Origin of the sequence: Streptantibioticus ferralitis, assembly GCF_029223525.1 — a bacterium.
GTDB classification, from domain to species: Bacteria; Actinomycetota; Actinomycetes; order Streptomycetales; family Streptomycetaceae; genus Streptantibioticus_A; species Streptantibioticus_A ferralitis.
This window is the reverse complement of the sequence record NZ_JARHTQ010000033.1, coordinates 1-16299: the sequence shown is the minus strand read 5'-3', so window position 1 is coordinate 16299 and position 16299 is coordinate 1. Positions and strand designations below refer to the sequence as shown.

The 16299-nt window shown below is 69.7% G+C and carries 13 protein-coding genes and 1 tRNA gene; 8 read left to right on the top strand and 6 right to left on the bottom strand.

All coding sequences use genetic code 11. The features are described from left to right. Nucleotides 1-51 precede the first annotated feature (51 nt). Nucleotides 52-492, top strand: a complete 441-nt coding sequence (locus P2L57_RS32975) for a DUF6299 family protein (RefSeq protein WP_275820876.1) — start codon at nt 52-54, stop codon at nt 490-492. 74 nt (nt 493-566) lie between these two features. Here the strand turns inward: P2L57_RS32975 and P2L57_RS32970 are convergent, their stop codons facing one another. Continuing rightward, nucleotides 567-2720, bottom strand: a complete 2154-nt coding sequence (locus P2L57_RS32970) for an MMPL family transporter (protein ID WP_275820874.1) — start codon at nt 2718-2720, stop codon at nt 567-569. Between the two features lie 173 nt (nt 2721-2893). Continuing rightward, entirely contained in the window at nt 2894-4291 is a 1398-nt protein-coding gene (locus tag P2L57_RS32965; RefSeq protein ID WP_275820872.1) for an acyl-CoA synthetase, read from the bottom strand. 123 nt (nt 4292-4414) lie between these two features. Here P2L57_RS32965 and P2L57_RS32960 point away from each other — a divergent pair, with 123 nt between their 5' ends. Beyond that, nucleotides 4415-4855 carry a hypothetical protein gene (locus tag P2L57_RS32960; RefSeq protein ID WP_275820870.1) on the top strand — a complete coding sequence of 147 codons (441 nt, stop codon included), beginning with the start codon at nt 4415-4417 and terminating at the stop codon, nt 4853-4855. A 581-nt stretch (nt 4856-5436) separates the two neighbouring features. Here P2L57_RS32960 and P2L57_RS32955 read toward each other — a convergent pair. Continuing rightward, nucleotides 5437-6822: a cystathionine beta-synthase gene (locus P2L57_RS32955; RefSeq protein ID WP_275820868.1), complete on the bottom strand. Its 1386-nt coding sequence runs from the start codon at nt 6820-6822 to the stop codon at nt 5437-5439. A gap of 119 nt (nt 6823-6941) precedes the next feature. Between P2L57_RS32955 and P2L57_RS32950 the strand changes: the two genes are divergently transcribed. The 3 genes from P2L57_RS32950 (at nt 6942) to P2L57_RS32940 (ending at nt 10430) form a co-directional block, all read left to right on the top strand. Next, on the top strand, nt 6942-7967 hold the full coding sequence (locus P2L57_RS32950; RefSeq protein ID WP_275820866.1) for an SGNH/GDSL hydrolase family protein: 1026 nt from the start codon (nt 6942-6944) through the stop codon (nt 7965-7967). A gap of 257 nt (nt 7968-8224) precedes the next feature. Then, complete coding sequence (locus P2L57_RS32945; protein WP_275820864.1) at nt 8225-9445, top strand: acetyl-CoA C-acetyltransferase; 1221 nt, start codon at nt 8225-8227, stop codon at nt 9443-9445. A gap of 232 nt (nt 9446-9677) precedes the next feature. Then, nucleotides 9678-10430: a hypothetical protein gene (locus P2L57_RS32940; protein ID WP_275820984.1), complete on the top strand. Its 753-nt coding sequence runs from the start codon at nt 9678-9680 to the stop codon at nt 10428-10430. Nucleotides 10431-10439: 9 nt separating this feature from the next. On the opposite strand, the gene P2L57_RS32935 is transcribed toward P2L57_RS32940, so the two are convergent. Continuing rightward, nucleotides 10440-10754 (bottom strand): hypothetical protein, encoded by a 315-nt coding sequence (locus P2L57_RS32935; RefSeq protein WP_275820861.1) that lies wholly within the window; start codon nt 10752-10754, stop codon nt 10440-10442. A 108-nt stretch (nt 10755-10862) separates the two neighbouring features. Between P2L57_RS32935 and P2L57_RS32930 the strand changes: the two genes are divergently transcribed. Continuing rightward, nucleotides 10863-11099, top strand: coding sequence for a DUF4287 domain-containing protein (locus tag P2L57_RS32930; protein WP_275820859.1), 237 nt, complete (start codon nt 10863-10865; stop codon nt 11097-11099). 119 nt (nt 11100-11218) lie between these two features. Here P2L57_RS32930 and P2L57_RS32925 read toward each other — a convergent pair whose 3' ends face one another. Next, nucleotides 11219-12064 (bottom strand): Bax inhibitor-1/YccA family protein, encoded by an 846-nt coding sequence (locus P2L57_RS32925; protein WP_275820857.1) that lies wholly within the window; start codon nt 12062-12064, stop codon nt 11219-11221. Between the two features lie 179 nt (nt 12065-12243). Further along, nucleotides 12244-12325, bottom strand: a tRNA-Leu gene (locus P2L57_RS32920). Between the two features lie 552 nt (nt 12326-12877). Here P2L57_RS32920 and P2L57_RS32915 point away from each other — a divergent pair. Next, nucleotides 12878-13693 (top strand): ABC transporter ATP-binding protein, encoded by an 816-nt coding sequence (locus P2L57_RS32915; RefSeq protein ID WP_275820855.1) that lies wholly within the window; start codon nt 12878-12880, stop codon nt 13691-13693. 61 nt (nt 13694-13754) lie between these two features. After that, on the top strand, nt 13755-16299 hold a 2545-nt coding region (locus P2L57_RS32910), incomplete at its 3' end, for an ABC transporter permease (protein WP_275820853.1).

The window sequence follows — 16299 nt, the reverse complement described above, 5'->3', positions numbered from 1 at the left end:
GAAGGAGTGATAATCACGCCTTTCCGCTCGACGACCTGTTACCCCTGCTGTATGCGCATCCTTCCCGCTCTCAGTCTCGCCGCGGCCGTCGCCATGGTGGCCGCGGTCGGGTCCGTGTCCGCGCAGGCCGACGACGGCCTGCCGTTCAACGGGGTGACCGTCGATCAGGTCGGACACCTCTCGCGTGACGGATGGGTCACGCTCTCCGGCACCTATCGCTGCTCCCCTGACGGCTCGGCCGACCCGGTGGTGATCGGGGCGAGTCTGGCGCAGGGCCGGCGGCAGTACAGCATCGACAGTTCGCCGGCCGACTGCGACGGCTACCCGCACCGCTGGCAGAACGCATCGCGCCCTGAGGGGGCGGACATCCGGCCGGGCGGCGTGCACGCGCAGGCCATCCTGGTCAGGCTCAGCTTCACGGGGTTGATCCCGCTGCCGCACCTCCTCGCCGGAGGGGAACGCGACATCCTGCTCGAGCGGAACGGCCGCTGACGCGACCGGACGGGCCCGGCAAGGCGAAGGGGCCGGGCGCGCACACCGCGCGCCCGGCCCCGCCGCCGTACCGGTCAGACCTGGCCGGAGGGATCCAGCTCCCGGGCCTCCTCGTGGCCCGGGACGGACGGAGTGGTCTTCGCCCGGTCCGCGTGGCCCGGCCACCAGGCCGCGTGCCCGATCAGGGCGGTGAGGCTCGGCGTGAAGAACATCGCCATGACGAACGCGGCGACGATGATGCCGAAGGAGACCGCGAAGCCCATCTCCGTCAGCATCGAGTTGCCCGCGAGCATCATCGTGGCGAAGGTCGCCGCCAGGATGAAGCCCGCCGCGGCGACGGTCGGGCCCGCGTGGCGCAGGGCCTGGCCCGCCGCCTCGCGCGGCTCGCGGCCCTCACGGGCCTCCTCGCGGAGCCGGGCGATCATCAGGATGTTGTAGTCCGTGCCGATGGCTACCACGAAGAGGTACATGATCACCGGCAGCATGAACATCAGGCCGGAGTGCCCCTCGCCGTTCTGGAAGATCAGCACGGTGGCACCCAGGGTGGCACCGAAGCCGAGGCCGACCGAGGCCATCAGGTACCAGGGCGCGACCACGCTGCGCAGCAGCAGGCCCAGGATCACCATGATCAGCACCGCGGCGACCGGGAACACGGTCTTGTAGTCGTGGTTGACCGCGCTGTTGATGTCCTTGTAGATCGACGACATACCGCCGACCAGCGCCTTCGTACCGGACGGCGCGTCAGCGTGGGCCACGTCGCGGACGGTGCCGACGGTGCTGAGCGCCTTGTCGCTGGCCGCGTCGTACTTGAGGGTGACGGTGATGTTCGCCGTCATGCCGTCCTTGCTGACCTCGGTGAGCTTGGAGTCGGCGACGCCGTCAACGCCCTGCAGCTTCTGCGCGAACCCGGGCAGCGCTGCCTTGTCCAGCGGCCTGCCGTCGGTGCTGGTCACCAGGACGCTGGTCGGTTCGGCGGCACCGGCCGAGTACGAGTTCTGCATCTCGGTCTGGACGACCATCGACTCCTTGGTCTTGGGCATCGAGCCCGCGGCCAGGTCGAAGGTCGCCTTGAAGCCGAACGTGCCGAGCGCCAGCGCGACCATGATCACGCCGGAGACCGCGGCGACCGCGCCGGGACGGCGCTGCACCGTGCGGCCGAGCGCCGCGAACCGGGCGTTGTCCGGCTCCTTCTGCCAGGACTTCGACGGCCAGAAGACCTTCGGTCCGATGAGCGAGACCACTGCCGGAATCAGCGTGAGACCCGCGACGAGCGTGGCGGCCACCGCGATGGCGAGCGCCGGGCCCATCTGCTTGAGGAAGCCCAGGGTGGACAGGCTGAGCGCCAGGAACGCGATGACCACCGCACCCGCGGCCGAGGCGATGGCCTCGCCGACCCGGCCGACCGCGTTGATCATCGCCTCCTTCGGTTCGTCGCCCGCCCGCAGCCGTTCCCGATAGCGGAACATCAGGAACAGGAAGTAGTCCGTACCGACGCCGAACAGCACCACGATCAGGATCGAAGAGATCGAACTGTTGGCCTGGAGGTTGAACAACTTGGTGGCGTAGGCGATCAGCCCGTTGGCGACGGCCGAGACCAGACCGATCAGCACCAGCGGCAGCACCGCCAGGATCGGCGCCCGGAAGATGATCAGCAGGGTGACCAGGATGATCGCGAAGGTTCCGATGCCGACCAGCGCCTGTCCCCGCTGGGAGGAGTCCTGCTGGTCCAGGGCCTGCGCGGCGGAACCGCCGAGCTTCGCGTCCAGGTGAGTGCCCTTGGCGAGGTCCTTGGCATCAGCACGCAGCGTCTTCGCCGCGTCGGCCTGCTTGGGCTGGCCGGCGTTCTTGCTGTCCATCTGGACCAGCGCCAGGTCGTACTTGCCGTCCTTGGACGGAGGTCCGGGGATGACCTTCTGCACCTGGTCGATGCCCTTGGCGCCGAGTTCGCCGGTGATGCGCTGGGCGTCCTTCAGATCCGCGGGCGTGAGCTTCTGGCCGTCGGTACGGCTGTAGAGCACGATCGCGGACGGGGTGAAGGCGCCGGGGAACGCCTTCGACTGGAGTTCGGTGGCCTGGATGGACTGGTAGCTCTTGGGGAGGAAGCTACTTTCGTCACTGTTGGACGGCAGGCTCGGTGCGGTGGCGACGACCGCGACGGTGGCTATGAGCCACGCCACGATCGTCCATATCGGATGGCGGACGACTACGCGTCCTATGCGGTGAAACATGCGGTGTTGTCTCCCATGGCAGGAAAAATCACCGCCACCCTTTGGAGCGGGACCCGGGTAGGGGCGACCCGGCCGTCACGCACTGACCGGCCGGTAGGTAGTTGGGCTAGTGCATCGTAAGAAGCATATTTGGCCTCTGCCAAATCGATTTCTCCACCCCCCGCCAACTCCGGTCAGAGCGGCGGCAGTAGCTTCTTCTGCGGCTTGCCCATGGCATTACGCGGCAGTGCCTCAAGAAAGCGGATTGCACGCGGCCGTTTGTGAACGGACAGATGTCCGGCCACGAAATCAATCAGTTCGCGTTCGCTCACCCCGTCCGCGACCACATAGGCCACGATCTGCTGGCCGAGGTCCTCGTGCGGCGCGCCCAGCACCGCCGCCTCCCGCACCGCGGGATGGTCGAGCAGCGCGTTCTCCACCTCGCCCGCGCCGATGCGATAGCCGCCGGACTTGATCAGATCGGTCGAGGCGCGACCGACGATCCGATGCATACCGTCCGGCTCCACCACCGCCATGTCGCCGGTACGGAACCAGCCGTCCGCCGTCATCGCGCCCGCCGTCGCGTCACGGCGGCCGAGGTAGCCGTCGAACAGCGTCGGCCCGCTGACCTGGAGCTCACCGACCGTGGCACCGTCGTACGGGACCGGCTCGCCGTCCTCGCCCACCAGCCGGGTGGCCACCCCGTCGACCGGCAGCCCGACCGAGCCCGGCCGCCGCTCGCCGTCCGCCCGGGTGCTGACGGTGATCAACGTCTCCGTCATCCCGTACCGCTCGACCGGCCGCTGCCCGGTCAACGCCTCCAGATCGCGGAAGACCGGCGCGGGCAGCGGGGCGCTGCCGGAGACCAGCAGCCGCGCCGACGCCAACTCCTTCGCCGCGGAGGGATCTTGGACGACCCGCGACCAGACCGTCGGCACGCCGAAGTACAGCGTGCCGCCCGCCGCCGCGTAGGCGGTCGGGGTCGGTCGCCCGGTGTGCACCAACCGGCTTCCGGTGCGCAGCGCGCCGAGCACGCCCAGCACCAGGCCGTGCACATGGAACAGCGGCAACCCGTGCACCAGCGTGTCATCGGCCGTCCACGTCCAGGCGCGGGCCAGCGCGTCCAGGTCGGCGGCGATCGCCCGGCGCGAGATCAGCACGCCCTTGGGCGCGCCCGTCGTCCCCGAGGTGTAGAGGACCAACGCGGTTGATCCTGCGGCCGGTTCGGCACCGGTGAAGTCCGCGCGCTCCGCGGTGCGGACCTCGGCCGTGTCGATGTCCGCGGTCTCCTGGCGCTGCGCGGCGAGCAGCAGCGCCGCCCCGGAGTCGCGCAGGATGTGCCGGCGCTCGGCCGGTCCGGCGTCCGGCGGTACGGGCACCACCGGCACCCCGGCCAGCAGCCCGCCCACCACCGCCACCACCGTCTCCAGCACGGGTGCGGCATGCACCGCGACCGCCGGTGCCCCGGCCACCCGGGCCGCGACCGCTCCGGCCGCGCCGAGCAGCGCGTCGTAGCTCAGCGCGCGGCCGTCGATCGTGACGGCGTCGGGCCGGTCCTGGTCCGGTGCGCCCAGCGCGGTCAACAGCTCCATCAATGCCTCCCCTTCGAGGTCCACCGCGACGGTACACACCTCCCCGAGGAGGAGGGCACCCCTGACAAGATTCGGGGGCTAACCCCACTTACACAGGGGTCCGCCAGTTCTACCGTGAATGCCATGAGTGCCGCTGACCCCGAGCTCAAGAAAGAGCTCAACGCCACGTTGCAGACCCGTAAGGACCTCGGTCCGGAATACGAGTCCGAGTTGATCGACTCGTTCCTGGAAAAGGTGGACCAGCGACTCGAGAGTCAGGTGGAGCGCCAGGTCCGCCGTGAACTCGCCCAGCAGCAGATGGCGGGCGCGCGGGTCGCCACTTCGGGCCCCCGCCGCAGCCGCTCCCCCGAGGACCACGACAACCGCAACCGCCGCTTCGGCCTCGCGGGCATCTCGCTCGTCCTCGCGATCCCGCTGTCGGCGATCGGCGCGGTCAACGCCCACCTTCCGGGCCTGCTGATCACCTGGGCCGGCATCGTCGGCGTCAACGCCTCGCACTCGCTGAGTTCACGCTTCACCGAACGAGTCGGCCAACGCAGGAACACGGACGGCTGGGACGACTGAGCAGCCGTCCAGCGGCGGAGGTTACGGTGCTTCGCCACCGCCAGCTGCGCCGTCGTGATTGCCCGACGTCGCGGCGGAGAAATCGTTGCTGCCCTTGATGACACGCACCGGGCACCCCCGACCGTCATGGCACGCACCGGGCACCCCGTTTCCGGCAAGGTGAGCGAGCCGCGGTGACATCAGCGGCCTCCGGCCGCGGAGCGCGCCGCTGCCGAAAGCGACGAGGAGTGTCGGCAGCGCCCGCGGCCGGAGGCCGCTGATGGGTACCGCAAGCGCCCGGCGGCGAGCGCACAAAAAAGGGCGGGGGACCGCCGCACCCCGGCTAAGGCCGCCAGGGGCGGGACGACGGCGGTCCCCCACTGGGACGCGATGCCGGGTCAGGGCCGGGGCATCCGCGTCCGGGGCAGCTGAGGAGGTCCGGGAGCCGCTCCGTCGTTCCTAGCTGCCACCTCGTGGTGTCGGTTGCCCGACGACCACCAATGTGCAGGACTCGTGTTAAGTCCGTGCTGCGCATGCGTGTCACGCGCGTACCGTTTCCGCGAAATCCGGCCAGTCTCCCAGCTTTCCAGGCCGGTTGGGCGTTACTTGGCGACCTTGGCGAGGAAGGCGAGCAGGTCCTGACGGCTCACCACACCCGTGGGCTTGCCCTCGACCAGCACGATCGCCGCGTCCGCGCCCTGCAGCACCTCCATCAGGTCGCCGACCGTCTCGCCCGAGCCGACCTGCGGCAGCGGCGCGGACATGTGCTTCTCCAGCGGGTCGTCGAGGTGCGCGCGCTGGGTGAACAGCGCGTCCAGCAGCTCGCGTTCCACGACCGAGCCGACGACCTCGGCGGCCATCACGTCCGGGTGCCCGGCGCCCGGCTTGACGATGGGCATCTGCGAGACGCCGTACTCACGCAGCACCTCGATCGCCTCGCCGACGGTCTCCTCCGGGTGCATGTGGACCAGCTCCGGGATGCCGCCGCTGCGGTAGGCGAGCACATCGGCGACCCGGGCCTGCTGGCCGCCCTCCTCCAGGAAGCCGTAGTCGGCCATCCACTCGTCGTTGAAGATCTTGCTGAGGTAGCCGCGGCCGCTGTCCGGCAGCAGGACCACCACGACGTCGTCCGGGCCGAGCCGCTCGGCGACCCGCAGCGCCGCGACGACCGCCATGCCGCAGGAACCGCCGACCAGCAGTCCCTCCTCCTTGGCGAGGCGGCGGGTCATCTGGAACGAGTCCTTGTCGGACACGGCGACGATCTCGTCGGTGACGTTCTGGTCGTACGCGGTCGGCCAGAAGTCCTCGCCCACGCCCTCGACGAGGTACGGGCGGCCGGAACCGCCGGAGTAGACCGAACCCTCCGGGTCAGCACCGACGATCTTGACCTTGCCGTCGGAGATCTCCTTGAGGTAGCGGCCGGTGCCGGAGATCGTGCCGCCGGTCCCGATGCCCGCCACGAAGTGGGTGATCCGGCCGTCGGTCTGCTCCCAGAGCTCCGGGCCGGTGGAGTGGTAGTGCGACAGCGGGTTGTTCGGGTTGCTGTACTGGTCGGGCTTCCAGGCGCCCGGCGTCTCGCGGACCAGCCGGTCCGAGACGTTGTAGTACGAGTCCGGGTGCTCGGGGTCGACGGCGGTCGGGCAGACCACGACCTCGGCGCCGTACGCCCGCAGCACGTTGATCTTGTCCGTCGACACCTTGTCAGGGCAGACGAAGATGCACTTGTAGCCCTTCTGCTGCGCCACTATCGCCAGCCCGACACCGGTGTTGCCCGAGGTCGGCTCGACGATGGTGCCGCCCGGCTTGAGTTCGCCGGACTTCTCCGCGGCCTCGATCATGCGCAGGGCGATCCGGTCCTTGACCGAACCGCCCGGGTTGAAGTACTCGACCTTGGCCAGCACCGTGGCCTGGATCCCGGCCGTGACGCTGTTGAGCCTCACCAGCGGGGTGTTGCCGACAAGACTGATCATCGAGTCGTGGAACTGCACGACGTCCTCCGGATGTTTCCCAGTGTGTGGTCTGAGCCTATGCGCAAGCGCCCCCGAACGGTCGCGTTGCGCGGAGGGCCGTAATGGGCAACAAGCTCTTACGGACCGAGTGAACGGGGATGCCGATGTCGAGGGCGAGGGTGGCACGTCGGATCGCGACCGCCGCTGCGTACGGCGGCGGCGGAGTGGGGCTGCTCGGCGGGGCCGTGGTCGGGCTGCTGCTGACCGAGGTACGGCTGGCCAGGCGGACGGTGGGCGGCTCCGAGGACGCGCCTCCCACGGCGGACGGGCGCTACGGGGCGGCGTTTGCCGCCTTCGGTGAGGGAGCCGGTGAGCCGCCCGTCCGGCTGGCGTTCCTGGGCGACTCCACGGCGGCCGGGCAGGGGGTGCACCGGGTGGGCGAGACGCCGGGCGCGATACTCGCCTCGGGCCTGGCGGCGGTGGCCGAGCGACCGGTGGATCTGGTGAACGTGGCCTTGCCGGGTGCCTGCTCCGATGACCTGGAACGGCAGGTCGGCCGGCTGCTGGACGGCTCCGCGCCGCCGCCGGACGTCTGCGTGATCATGATCGGTGCGAACGATGTGACGCATCGCATGCCGCCTGCGGAATCCGTACGTCATCTCGCCGCGGCGGTCCGCCGACTGCGCGAGGCCGGCATCGAGGTGGTGGTCGGGACCTGCCCTGACCTGGGCACGATCGAGCCGGTCTACCAGCCGCTGCGCTGGGTGGCCCGGCGACTGAGCCGCCAGCTCGCCGCCGCGCAGACCATCGCGGTGATCGAGCTGGGCGGCCGTACGGTGTCGCTCGGGCAGCTGCTCGGGCCGGAGTTCGCGGCCAACCCGAGGGAGATGTTCGGCCCGGACAACTACCACCCATCGGCGACCGGGTACGCGACGGCCGCGATGGCGGTGCTGCCCACGCTCTGCACCGCGGTGGGCGTGTGGCCCGACGCGGACGCGGACGAGAGCGTGCTTCCGGTCGCCACCGCGGCGGCGGCCGCCGCGGGGGCCTCCGGTACCGAGGTCACCGCCGCGGGGGCCGGCTCCGGGCGCCGGGGGCGCTGGGCGCTGCTGCGGCAACGGGTCGCGGCGGGCGCCTCCGGCGGCGGCCGGAGCCCCTCAGCGGACATCTCCGCGCTCACGTAGGTCCCCGCCGCGCCGCGTGAGGTCCCGCGCGGTCGCGGCGTGACCCAAGCGGCCCGGGCGACCCGTGCGGCCCAGCCGGAGCGCCCGCGGGCCGGGCGCCGCGGTGCGATGCTGGCAGCGGTAACGGCGGTGGGCGGGCGGGAAATCCGGCACGTACCGACGCGAGCGCAAGGTCACAGCACCAGCCTGGTGACTCCCGCGATACCTACCGGTAACTTTCGCCTGAGCCCGTCATCCCCTCCGGAGGAGATCCCGCGATGCCAGAAGCCGTAATCGTCTCTGCCGCCCGCTCGCCGATCGGGCGCGCCTTCAAGGGATCGCTGAAGGACCTGCGTCCGGACGACCTGACGGCCACCATCATCCAGGCCGCGCTCGCGAAGATCCCCGAGCTCGACCCGCGTGAGATCGACGACCTGATGCTCGGCTGCGGTCTGCCCGGCGGTGAGCAGGGGCACAACCTCGGCCGTATCGTCGCGGTGCAGATGGGCATGGACCATCTGCCCGGCTGCACCATCACCCGCTACTGCTCCTCGTCGCTGCAGACGTCCCGGATGGCGCTGCACGCCATCAAGGCGGGCGAGGGCGACGTCTTCATCTCGGCCGGTGTCGAGACGGTCTCGCGCAGCGTGAAGGGCACCTCGGACGGCCTGCCGGACACCCACAACCCGCTGTTCGCGGACGCGGAGGCGCGTACCGCCGGGCGCGCCGAGAGCGAGGGCTCCGACTGGCACGACCCGCGCGAGGACGGGCTGCTGCCCGACCCGTACATCGCGATGGGGCAGACCGCCGAGAACCTGGCCCGGTCCAAGGGCATCACCCGCCAGGAGATGGACGAGTTCGGCGTACGGTCGCAGAACCTCGCCGAGAAGGCGATCGCCGACGGCTTCTGGCAGCGCGAGATCACTCCGGTCACGCTGCCGGACGGCACCGTGGTCAGCAAGGACGACGGTCCGCGCCCGGGCGTGACGATGGAGGGCGTCGCGGGTCTCAAGCCGGTCTTCCGCCCCGACGGCCTGGTCACCGCGGGCAACTGCTGCCCGCTCAACGACGGCGCCGCCGCCCTGGTCATCATGTCCGACACCAAGGCCCGTGAGCTTGGTCTCACTCCGCTGGCCCGCATCGTGTCCACCGGGGTTTCCGGGCTGTCCCCCGAGATCATGGGCTACGGCCCCGTCGAGGCGTCCCAGCAGGCGCTGCGGCGGGCCGGGCTGACCATGGACGACATCGACCTGGTCGAGATCAACGAGGCGTTCGCCGCCCAGGTCATCCCGTCCTACCGGGACCTCGGCATCGACCTGGACAAGTTGAACGTCAACGGCGGCGCGATCGCGGTCGGCCACCCCTTCGGTATGACCGGCGCCCGGATCACCACTACGCTCATCAACTCGCTGCAGTGGCACGACAAGCAGTTCGGCCTGGAGACGATGTGCGTCGGCGGTGGCCAGGGCATGGCGATGGTCATCGAGCGGCTGAGCTGAACCGGACGGAGCTGGGTTGACCGTTCCCCCGGGATGAGTTCATCTCCCGGGGGAACGTCGTCTGCGCAGGTCAGAGCTGGCGTACTGACTGGAGCGGGACGGCGACATGTCCCTTTCGTGACATTCCGCACTGCGCAGGCCAATGCTTTCAGTGCACAGTGTCCGTGGGGGAGAAACAGTTCCGCCGTAAACCGTCGCAAGCCCCCCGCCAGGAGTTACGTCAGTGAGCGCCATCAACGCCATCGTCCTCGTATCGCTGCTCGTCGCGGTCGCCGCCGTGACCGCGGGGGCCGTCGCCGTGTTCGCCGTACGCGGCCTGCGCGGGGAGCTCGGTGCGCTGCGCCGCGAGCTCACCGAGCACCGCGCGCAGGCCGCGACGGGCGCCGGTCTGGTGCCGGGCGCCCGTCCGGTTCCGGCCGTCGAGGAGATACGCACCGCCGTCGCGGCGGCGCTCGCCGACGAGCGGGAGCGGGAACTGGCCGAGGCCCGGGCGTTCTGGGCCGCCCAGGAGGCGCGGGAGGCCGCCGACGCCACGGTCTTCGACGGCCATGGCACCGACCTGCCGGAGGTCGAGGTGCTGCCCTACCTGCCGCGCCAGACGGACCTGGCGGGCCTGGAGCCGCAGCCTCAGGTGCCGTCGCGGCGCCACCCCTCCGATCCGGACTTCGTACCGTCGCCGGTGATCGCCGACCCCGAGGAGACGGTGGCCCGGCTGGCCGCGCTCGCCGAGGCCCAGACCCCGCTCGCCGATGTCCGCCCCGGCCCGCTCGGCACGCTTGACCTGTACGTCTTCACGGACGGTACGACGCTGTGCCTGACCCCCGGCCACCGCGAGACGGCCGAGCAGCTCGCCGCCGCCCTGGAGCGGGGTGAGGCTCCTTCGCTGCTCGGCGGATCCGCCGTCTCCGGCGCGTTCACGCTGACCTTCACCTACGGCGGCGAGAGCGTCTTCATCCTCGCTGACCGGGTCGTCGCCTCGCTCTGAGATTCGACCTCACAGCAGCTGTTCCACAGCCGCCACGTTCCGTAGCGCCTCGGCCAGCACATCGTGACGGCCTGGGTGCCCGGCGAGGGACACGACGAGATCGTGGCCCGCCACGGCGATCTGGTCGCCGATCGCGAAGATCCCGTCGTCGGGCATCAACAGCGGTTCGCGATCGGGGAGTTCAAGCCGCTGCGCGGCGCACGACAGGTCGCGTGCGAGGGCCAGTCCGGCCTCCGCGGCACCGCGCAGACGGCTCTGCGGAAGGACCCGGAAGCGGTCGGCAAGCCGCTCCACGGCGGTTACCAGGGGCGCGCAGTCGAGCATGCGGGTGACTTTATACGGACCCGTGCGCGTGCTCGTAGGCCTGGGACGGTTGCCAACGCCCAACGGCTAAGGCACGGTGGGGTAACGGAACGCACACTGGAGGCGCCGATGTCCCAGATGATCTTCTCTGAAGAAACCCACCGGAACCTGCTGTCCCGTATCCCCCAGCGCACTGGCCGGGAAGTCGCCGATTGGCTCCGCGACCTCGACAACGGCCCCGCGCTTCTCCGTTTCGAAGAGAAGGTGGACTGGCTCCGCCGCGAGCACGAGGACCTGTCCCACGGCTACGCCAAGGCCCTCGTCCATGAGTACGACCTCAGGCGGGCCGCCCGCAAACTCGGGTAACCCCGCATCCCCTTGAATCCCCAGGCCCCATAACGCCACCGACGGGCTTCCAGGAGCGGCACTGCCGCCCCTGGAAGCCCGTCGGTGCGTCCGCGGTGCCTACGCCGGGGAGTCCTGCATCAGTCCCGCAGGATCGAGATCAGCCGCAGCATCTCCAGGTAGATCCACACCAGCGAGAGCGTGAGGCCGAAGGCGGCCAGCCAGGACTCCCGCTGCGGGGCGCCGTACCGGATGCCGTCCTCGATCTGCTTGAAGTCCAGCGACAGGAAGAACGCGCCGAGCAGTACCCCGACGATGCCGACGACCACGCCGAGGCCGCCACTGCGCAGGCCCAGGCCATGGCCCCCGCCGAAGGCCGCGAACAGCAGGTTGACGAAGGTCAGCAGGATGAAGCCGATGGCGATCGCCATGCCGACCCGCTTGTACCGGTCGGTGACCTTGACCAGTCGGGTCCGGTACGCGATGAGCATCCCGGCGAAGACGGCCATCGTGCCCAGCACCGCCTGGACCGGGGCGCCGGCCCAGGCCTCGTTGTACATCTTGCTGATGACGCCGAGGAAGACGCCCTCGAAGGCCGCGTAGCCGATGATCAGCCCCGGGGTCGGGGCCGCCTTGAACGTCTGGATCAGGCCGAGCACGAACGCCACGAGCGCCGAGCCGACCGCGATCCCGTAGCTGGAACCGCTCACCGGCAGCGCGAACCACGCGAGCAGCGCGCCGACGGCCACCGTGCCCAGCGTCATGGCGGTCCGCATGACCACGTCGTCGATGGTCATACGGCCGGTCTGCGCCGGGCTCGCGGGCGGAGCCTGGTACATCTGCCGCAACTGCTCGGCCGTGAGGTCCTGGGGGGATCCATGGGCGTACGGGTTTCCAGCCGGTGGCATCGCGTTCTGGCCGAAGCCCGCATAACCGTTGTCGCGGCTGAAGCCCCGCCGCGTGAAGACCGGGTTGCTGCTCCTCATCTCACTCCTCCATGGCCGCACGGTACGGCTCTGACCCAACCGTAATGGGCTGGCAAAGTACCGCGACTGCTACCAGAGGAGGATCTTCACACGCCGATTGGTACGCCGATCTGATTAATTGAAGAATTGACGAGGATTCGATGCACCTTCTCCCGGGAAGGCCACCGCAGGAGAAGGGGTGCCCGGAGCCGGACTCGAACCGGCACGACCCGTAGGTCAGTGAGGTTTAAGCTCACCGTGTCTACATTCCACCACCCGGGCATGGGAACACCGCCGCGGGCACAGCGGGCGGTCCCATGAAGTAGCAAGAGCCTACCGGGAACTGACCCCCGAACAGGTGAAAATGCGCCCCATGTTGTCTGATTTTATGGGCAGCTGAAAGACCGTCAAAACCGGGCGATTGCCCGGGTATATGCCGTCACCGGCGCGCATTCCACAAGAGCGCCCACTATCCGGTGCATGGACCACTCGAAGCGATTGACGAGAATTCGCCGAGTCGCGTCACGGCGCGGCCCGCGCGCCCGTGCGCGCCCGCCCGCAAGCCGACGCTCCCCCACCACCTGCGGCCACCAGCCCCCTCGCCGCACACCTAGCAAACCGAACAAACCGCGTATCTCACAACAATCAGCACGATCGCCATACAGACCCGCGTATGCCCCCAAACCAGAACACCGGCCTCATACCTGAGGATGACGCGCCTTCCGTTCGTACCTCCCAAGGCTCCCCGCAGAACCACGACAGGGGCTGATCCGGCCAGAGCTGGGCACAGGAAGGATGGAGTGAACACCGCCACGTACGACAGGAGCCCCGCCCGTGACCACCACCACCCACTCCGGCACCCGCGCCGACGATCGTGCCACCGCGGTGGCCGCCCGCGCGACGGACCTCACCAAGGTCTACGGGCAGGGCGAGACACGCGTGGTCGCGCTCGACAACGTCTCGACCGAGTTCCGGAAGGGCGAGTTCACCGCCATCATGGGGCCGTCCGGCTCCGGCAAGTCGACCCTCATGCACTGCATGGCGGGGCTCGACTCGGTCTCCTCCGGATCCGCTCGAATAGGCGACACCGAGCTGTCAACACTGAAGGACAAGCAGCTCACCCGACTGCGCCGGGACAAGATCGGCTTCATCTTCCAGGCCTTCAACCTGCTGCCCACCCTGACCGCCGCCGAGAACATCACGCTTCCGATGGACATCGCGGGCCGCAAGCCGGACCAGGCCTGGCTGTCCAGGGTCATCGAGACCGTCGGCCTGTCCGAACGGCTCGCGCACCGGCCCGCCCAGTTGTCCGGCGGCCAGCAGCAGCGGGTCGCGGTGGCCCGCGCGCTCGCCGCCCGGCCCGAGATCATCTTCGCCGACGAGCCCACCGGAAACCTCGACTCGCGCTCCGGCGCCGAGGTGCTGGGCTTTCTCCGCAACTCGGTACGGGAGTTGGGCCAGACCGTCGTGATGGTCACCCACGACCCGGTGGCGGCCTCGTACGCGGATCGCGTCATCTTCCTCGCCGACGGCCGGATCGTCGACGAACTGCGGAACCCGACGGCAGACGACGTCCTGGAGCGCATGCGGCGCCTTCCCGGGGGGAACTCCCGGACCCCCGGCTTCGACGCCAAGGGCCGTACGAGCTGAGCCCTTGCCAGCCGCCGCCCGTCAACGCCGATCCGCACCCGCATCCCCCCAGGACTGAACCATGTTCCGTACCGCCCTGCGCAATGTGCTCGCGCACAAGGCCAGACTGCTGATGACCGTGCTCGCCGTGCTGCTCGGCGTCGCGTTCGTCTCCGGCACCCTGGTCTTCACCGACACGCTCGGCAACGCATACAAGAACCAGTCGGCCAAGTCGTACGACAACGTGGCCGTCGCCATCACCAGCTACGGCAGCCCTTCGGGCAAGCACGACAAGAAGCAGGAAGAGGGCATCAGCCAGCAGACCCTCGACAAGATCGACAAGCTGCCGGGCGTCGCCTCCGCGACCGGGCGGACATCCGGTTTCGCCGGAGTCGCCGACGCCAAGGGCAAGTTGATCGGCAACGGCTGGACCAACACCGGTGCGAACTTCGCGCCCGGAAAGAACGGCAAGGACTCGCGCTACGCGTTCGTCTCCGGCCACGGACCGGCGCGGACCGGCGAGGTCGCGCTGGACAAGGACACCGCCGACAAGGGCGGTTTCCATGTCGGCGACCCGGCGCGGATCGCGACCAACGGCCCGGTCAAGACCTACACCGTCACCGGCGTCTTCACCACCGACGACGGCTCGGTGAGCGCCGGCGGGTCCCTGGTCCTCTTCGACACCGCGAGCGCCCAGACGCTCTATCTGAGCCCCGGTCACTTCCGTGATGTGACCGTCACCGCCGACAAGGGCGCCTCGCAGCAGAAGATCCTCGACGAGATCACGCCGCTGCTGCCCAAGGACGGCAGCACCGACGCGCAGACCGGCAAGCAACTCGCCGACCAGCAGGCCAAGGACATCGAGCGGCAGTTCAACTCGCTGAGCACCATGCTGATGGTGTTCGCCGCCATCGCACTGTTCGTCGGCATCTTCCTGATCGCCAACACCTTCACCATGCTGGTCGCGCAGCGCTCCAAGGAGCTGGCGCTGCTGCGGGCGCTGGGCGCGAGCCGCCGTCAGGTGACGCGTTCGGTGCTCACCGAGGCGCTGATCGTCGGCGCCACCGCCTCGCTGGCCGGTTTCGTGGCCGGCGTCGGCATCGCGGTGGGGCTGCGCTCGGCCATGGCCTCCTTCGGCGCCAAGGTGCCCTCGGGCCCGCTGGAGGTGGCGCCGACGACGGTGCTCGCGGCGTTCGCGGTGGGCGTGCTGATCACCATGTTCGCCGCGTGGCTGCCCGCTCGCCGGGCCGCGAAGATCCCGCCGGTCGCAGCCATGAGCAGCGCGGACCTGCCGGCGCCCAGCAAGTCCCTGGTGCTGCGCAACACCTTCGGCGGGCTGCTGGCCGCGGCCGGTGCCGCGCTGGTCGTCCTGGGCGGTGCGACGGGCGGCACGACCGGCCGCTGGGAGGTCGGCGGCGGGGCGTTCCTGCTGATGATCGGCGTGATCGTGCTGACGCCGCTGCTGTCGCAGCCGGTCATCGCGGCGGTACGGCCGCTGCTGGCACGGGCGTTCGGGGTCTCCGGCAACCTGGCCGCGCGCAACGCGCGGCGCAATCCGCGCCGTACCGCCGCGACCGCCTCCGCGCTGGCCATCGGTCTCACCCTGATCACCGGCCTCTCGGTGCTGGGTGTCTCCATCGGCCGGACGATCGACAAGGCCACGGTGGACAACCTGTCGGCGGACTACATGGTCCAGATGGCGAACGGCATGCCGCTGGACGACTCCGTCGCGGGCGAGATCTCCAAGGTACCGGGGGTCAGCTCGGCCACCGCGCTGCAGTCCGCGTACTTCGACGTGGACGGCAAGTTCGCATCGGTCACCGCCGCCGACCCCGGTGGGCTGGCCAAGACGGTCAAGATCACGATGGTGCACGGTGCGGAGTCCGCGCTGGCCGACGGCAAGATCCTGGTCTCCGACAAGGCCGCCAAGAGCCACGGCTGGAAGGTCGGCGACTCCGTCCAGGCCAGCTACCCCGACGGTACGAAGGCCGAGGTGACGGTCGGCGGGACCTTCGCCGACAACCTGGTGCTGGCACAGGTCGTCATGCCTGACCGGATGCTGACACCGCACGTGGACAAGCCGGAGGTCCGGCAGGTGCTGGTCTCCGTTTCCGGCGGTGCCACCCCCAAGGCCGCCCAGGCGATCACCGACGGCCTCGGTGACAACCCCGTCATCTCGGTCATGGACCGCCAGGGGATCCGCGACACGTTCGGCGGCCTGATCAACAACATGCTCTACATCATGTACGGGCTGCTGGGCATGTCTCTGATCATCGCGGTGCTGGGTGTCATCAACACTCTGGCCATGTCCGTCTTCGAACGCCGCCGTGAGATCGGCATGCTGCGGGCGGTGGGCCTGGACCGCGGCCGGGTCAAGCGCATGATCCGTCTGGAGGCCGTCGTCATCTCCCTCTTCGGTGCGGTGACCGGTGTCGTACTCGGCCTGTTCATCGCCTGGGCGACCGGCGACTCCATCAGCGCGGACCTGCAGGGCTATGTGATGGTCATGCCGTGGGCGCGGATCGCCGTCTTCCTGGCCCTGGCCGCCCTGGTGGGCATCCTGGCCGCGGTCTGGCCCGCGCGGCGGGCGGCGAAGCTGGACATTCTCGACTCCATCAAAACGGAGT

Excerpts from the sequence above, each read along its gene's own strand:
- P2L57_RS32970 (WP_275820874.1), bottom strand. The coding sequence starts at position 2,720 with ATGTTTCACCGCATAGGACGCGTAGTCGTCCGCCATCCGATATGGACG.
- P2L57_RS32935 (WP_275820861.1), bottom strand. The coding sequence starts at position 10,754 with ATGCTCGACTGCGCGCCCCTGGTAACCGCCGTGGAGCGGCTTGCCGAC.
- P2L57_RS32950 (WP_275820866.1), top strand. The coding sequence starts at position 6,942 with ATGCCGATGTCGAGGGCGAGGGTGGCACGTCGGATCGCGACCGCCGCT.
- P2L57_RS32930 (WP_275820859.1), top strand. The coding sequence starts at position 10,863 with ATGTCCCAGATGATCTTCTCTGAAGAAACCCACCGGAACCTGCTGTCC.
- P2L57_RS32960 (WP_275820870.1), top strand. The coding sequence starts at position 4,415 with ATGAGTGCCGCTGACCCCGAGCTCAAGAAAGAGCTCAACGCCACGTTG.
- P2L57_RS32975 (WP_275820876.1), top strand. The coding sequence starts at position 52 with ATGCGCATCCTTCCCGCTCTCAGTCTCGCCGCGGCCGTCGCCATGGTG.
- P2L57_RS32925 (WP_275820857.1), bottom strand. The coding sequence starts at position 12,064 with ATGAGGAGCAGCAACCCGGTCTTCACGCGGCGGGGCTTCAGCCGCGAC.
- P2L57_RS32965 (WP_275820872.1), bottom strand. The coding sequence starts at position 4,291 with ATGGAGCTGTTGACCGCGCTGGGCGCACCGGACCAGGACCGGCCCGAC.
- P2L57_RS32945 (WP_275820864.1), top strand. The coding sequence starts at position 8,225 with ATGCCAGAAGCCGTAATCGTCTCTGCCGCCCGCTCGCCGATCGGGCGC.